At 74.0% G+C, this 4355-nt stretch carries 1 protein-coding gene; it reads left to right on the top strand.

The genetic code is table 11. The features are described from left to right. A partial coding sequence (locus ABT300_RS41895; RefSeq protein WP_351687816.1) for an SDR family NAD(P)-dependent oxidoreductase occupies window positions 1-4355 on the top strand: 4355 nt, incomplete at both ends.

The following is a 4355-nucleotide window of genomic DNA, read 5'->3' as shown; positions in this document are numbered from 1 at the left end:
CTCCCTGGCCGTGCCGCGGGAGCGGGCCGAGACGATCGCCGCCGACCTCGGACTGGACGTCGGGGCGGTCAACAGCCCCGCCAACACCGTCCTCTCCGGCCCCCTCCAGGCGCTGGACCGACTCGCTGCCTGGTGCGGGGAACACGATGTACGCCACCGACGCGTCCTCATCGACTACGCCTCCCACTCCGTGCACGCCGAAGCGATCAGGGACCAGGTCCTCGAGGCGCTCGCGCCCATCGCGCCGCGCAGCGGCGACCTGCCCTTCTACTCCTCGCTGACCGGCGGTCCCGTCGACGGGGCCGAACTCGACGCCGAGTACTGGTATCGCAACCTGCGCCGCACCGTCGACTACCAGGCCGCCACCCGCGCACTGGCCCACACCGGCGTCACCGCCTTCATCGAGGTCAGCCCCCACCCCGTCCTCACCCTCCCGACCCAGGAAACCCTCGAGACGCTCGACGACCTCACCGGACGACCCGCCGTCCTCGCCACACTCCACCGTGATCAGGGCGACGCCCACGACTGGACCCACGCCCTCAGCACCGCATGGACGCAAGGCGTCACCCTCCACCCCCACCCGAACCCGGCCCCCGTCCACCCCGACCTGCCGACCTACCCCTTCCAGGGAACCCGCCACTGGCTCAACACACCGACAGGCGGCGACCCGCAGTCGTTCGGCCTGCGCCCCGTCGTGCACCCGTTGCTGGGCGCCGCCATCCACCGCGCGGACGAGGAAGGCGTGGTGTTCACCGGGCGGGTCTCCGCGGCCACGCATCCATGGCTGGCCGACCACGTGGTGCGCGGGTCCGTCCTGTTCCCCGGAACGGCATTCGTCGAGGCCGCGATCCGGGCGGGTGACGAGGTGGGCGCCCCCTGTCTGGAAGAACTGGTCCTCGAGGCCCCGCTCGTGGTCACGGCGCAGCAGACCGTCAGCCTGCAGGTGACCGTCGGGGCGCCAGACGCGTCGGGACGCCGTGCGGTGAGCGTCCACTCCGCGCCGCAGAACGGCGCCGAATCGACGGCCGACCCACTGTGGTCCCGGCATGCGCACGGCTTCCTGGTCCCCGATCTGCCGGATGACACCGCCGCCGAAGCGCTCGCCACCTGGCCGCCGCAGGGTGCGCGAGCCGTGCCCGTCGCGGACGCCTACGAGCGGATGGCCGAGGCCGGATACGGCTACGGCCCCGCGTTCCGAGGCCTGCGAGCCGTGTGGCACAGGGACGCGGAGGTCTTCGCCGAGATCGCCCTGCCCGAAGGGGAGACGACCGACGGCTGGAGTCTGCACCCCGCGTTGCTGGACGCCGCCCTGCACCCCGACGTCCTGGGCGAGGTGGACAAGGACGCCTCCCGGCCGCTCAACCTGCCGTTCTCCTGGCACAATGTACGACTGCACGCGGCCGGGGCCACCACGCTGAGAGTGCGGCTGATCCGGCCGGAGCCGGACGGCGTCGCGCTGCTCGCCGTGGACCCGGCAGGAGCCCCCGTCGTCTCCGTGGGCGCCTTGTCGACGCGGCCCATGGGGGAAACGGCTTCCGCGGAGGACGAGACCGTCCGGCAGATGCTGCTGCACACGCAGTGGCAGCCCGGGACGACCCCGCCGGAGCTGCAGCCTGCGGGCCGATGGCTGGCGGTGGGACCCGACGCCGCGCGCACCGCAGCCGCCCTCGCCGACGCGGGATCGGACGCGCACGCGGCGCCGGACCTGACGGCGGACGCCTCGGGGCCCGCGCCCGACACCTTGCTCGTGCTCTGCGACCGTCCCGGGCCGGAAGCCGCCGACACCCCGACCGACACCGCGGCCGACACCGCGGCCGACACCGCGGCCGCTGTCCATGAGCGCGTGCAGATCGCCCTCGCGCAGGTGCAGCACTGGTTGCGCGACGAACGGTACGAGGCAACTCGTCTTGTTCTCGTCACCCGTGGCGCCGTGGCGACCGAGCCCCGGTCCGGCGTCGCCGACCTGGCCGGGGCCTCCGTGTGGGGTCTCGCCCGGACGGTGCAGGCCGAACACCCCGGACGTCTCGTCCTGATCGACCTGGCCCCCGGGACGGACTCCCTCGCCGCCGACGCGGCCGGGCTGCGCGCCGCGGTCGCGTCCGGTGAACCGCAGACCGCCGTTCGCGCAGGCCTTGTTCTGGTCCCCCGCCTGACGCGCGCAGTCGACCTCCCGCTCGAAGAACCGCGGGCGCTCGATCCCGAAGGCGTCACCCTCGTCACCGGCGGAACCACCGGTCTGGGCCGACTCGTCGCCCGGCACATGGTCGTCGCACACGGCGCCCGCCATCTGCTGCTGCTGAGCAGAAGCGGACGCACAGCCGACGGCACCGCCGACCTGATCGACGAACTCACCGCCCTGGGCGCGTCCGTGACGGTCGAAGCATGCGACGTGGCCGACCGGGAGTCCCTGGCAACGGTGCTCGCCGGCCTCGACCGGCCGGTGACCGCCGTGGTGCACAGCGCCGGCGTCCTCGACGACGGGACGGTGTCCGGTCTCTCCCCGGAGCAGGTCGCCACCGTGCTGCGGCCCAAGGTGGACGCGGCACTGCACCTGCACGACCTCACGCGCGGCGCCGACCTGAAGCACTTCATCCTGTTCTCGTCGGTCGCCGGCGTCCTGGGCGGCCCGGGACAGGCCAACTACGCCGCGGCCAACGCCTTCCTCGACGCCCTCGCGGACCACCGGCGCTCGCTCGGACTGCCCGCCACCGCGGTGGCCTGGGGCCTCTGGGAGGGCGGCGGTCTGACCGCGCACCTGGGCGCCACCGACCGCGTCCGCATCGCCCGCAACGGCGTCCGACCGCTCGAAGCCGAGCAGGGACTGGCACTGCTCGACGCCGCGGCCGCCCGGCGAGGCGCCGCCTTCGTGGCCGCACTCTTCGACCACGCCGCCCTGCGACGGCGTTCGGGCGGGGTGCCCACGCTGCTGAGCGGTCTCGTCCGCGCTGTCACGCGGCGTACCGCCGCCGTCGAATCCGGCGAGGGGCAGGACGCCGGCGCCTGGCTCGCCGGACTCTCGTCGAAGGAGGCCGAACGCGCCCTGCTCGACGCGGTGCGCAAGCACGCCGCAGCGGTCCTGGGACACGAGTCGCCGCAGGCCGTACGCGCCGACAGCGCGTTCAAGGACATCGGCTTCGACTCGCTCTCCGCCGTCGAGCTGCGCAACCGCCTCAACACCGCGACCGGCCTCCGCCTGGCCCCGACCGTGGTCTTCGACCATCCGACCCCGCAGGCCCTGGCGGAGCACCTGGCCGAGAGCCGCAGCGGAGCCACGGCAGCGGCGCCCCTCCCGGCGCTCCGGTCAGGCGCCACCACGGACGCGGACCCCATCGCCATCGTCGCGATGGGGTGCCGCCTGCCCGGTGGGGTCACGGGCCCGGAGGACCTGTGGGAACTGCTGCGCTCCGGCACCGACGCGATCGGCGACTTCCCCACCGACCGCGGCTGGGACCTGGACGCCCTGTACGACCCCGACCCGGACAGACCGGGCACCTCCTACTCCCGCAGCGGTGGCTTCCTGGAGGATGCCGGGCGGTTCGACGAGGCGTTCTTCGGGATATCGCCGCGTGAGGCGCTGGCGATGGATCCGCAGCAGCGGCTGCTGCTGGAGACGGCCTGGGAGACCTTCGAACGCGCGGGCATCGACCCGGTGTCGCTGAAGGGCAGCCGGACCGGCGTCTTCGCCGGTGTGATGCACGGCGGCTACGGCCCCGGCCTCCACCAGCGCGCCCCCGAGAACCTGGAGGGCTACCTCGGCAACGGATCGGCCGTCAGCGTCGCCTCCGGCCGCATCTCCTACACGCTGGGTCTGCAGGGGCCGGCGATCACGGTGGACACGGCGTGTTCGTCGTCGATGGTGGCGATCCATCTGGCGGCGCAGTCGCTGCGGCAGGGCGAGTGCACCCTCGCCCTCGCGGGCGGCGCCACCGTCATGTCGACCCCCGGCGCCCTCGTGGAGTTCAGCCGTCAGGGGGCGCTCTCGGCCGACGGGCGGTGCCGGGCGTTCGCGGCCGGGGCGAGCGGCACGGGCTTCGCGGAGGGCGTCGGGCTGGTCCTGCTGGAACGACTGTCGGACGCACGTCGGCTGGGGCATCCGGTGCTGGCGGTGGTGCGGGGCTCGGCGGTGAACCAGGACGGCGCCTCCAACGGGCTCACCGCCCCGAACGGTCCCGCACAGCAGCGGGTGATCCGCACCGCCCTGGCGCGGGCGGGCCTCGCCCCCGCCGAGATCGGCGCCGTCGAGGCGCACGGCACCGGCACCACCCTCGGCGATCCCATCGAGGCTCAGGCGCTCCTGGCCACCTACGGTCAGGACCGTCCGGCCGGAGAGCCTCTCCTGCTGGGGTCGGTGAAGT

The organism is Streptomyces sp. NPDC001027 (genome assembly GCF_040299045.1).
GTDB lineage: Bacteria > Actinomycetota > Actinomycetes > Streptomycetales > Streptomycetaceae > Streptomyces.
This window is presented reverse-complemented; position numbering and strand designations above follow the sequence as displayed.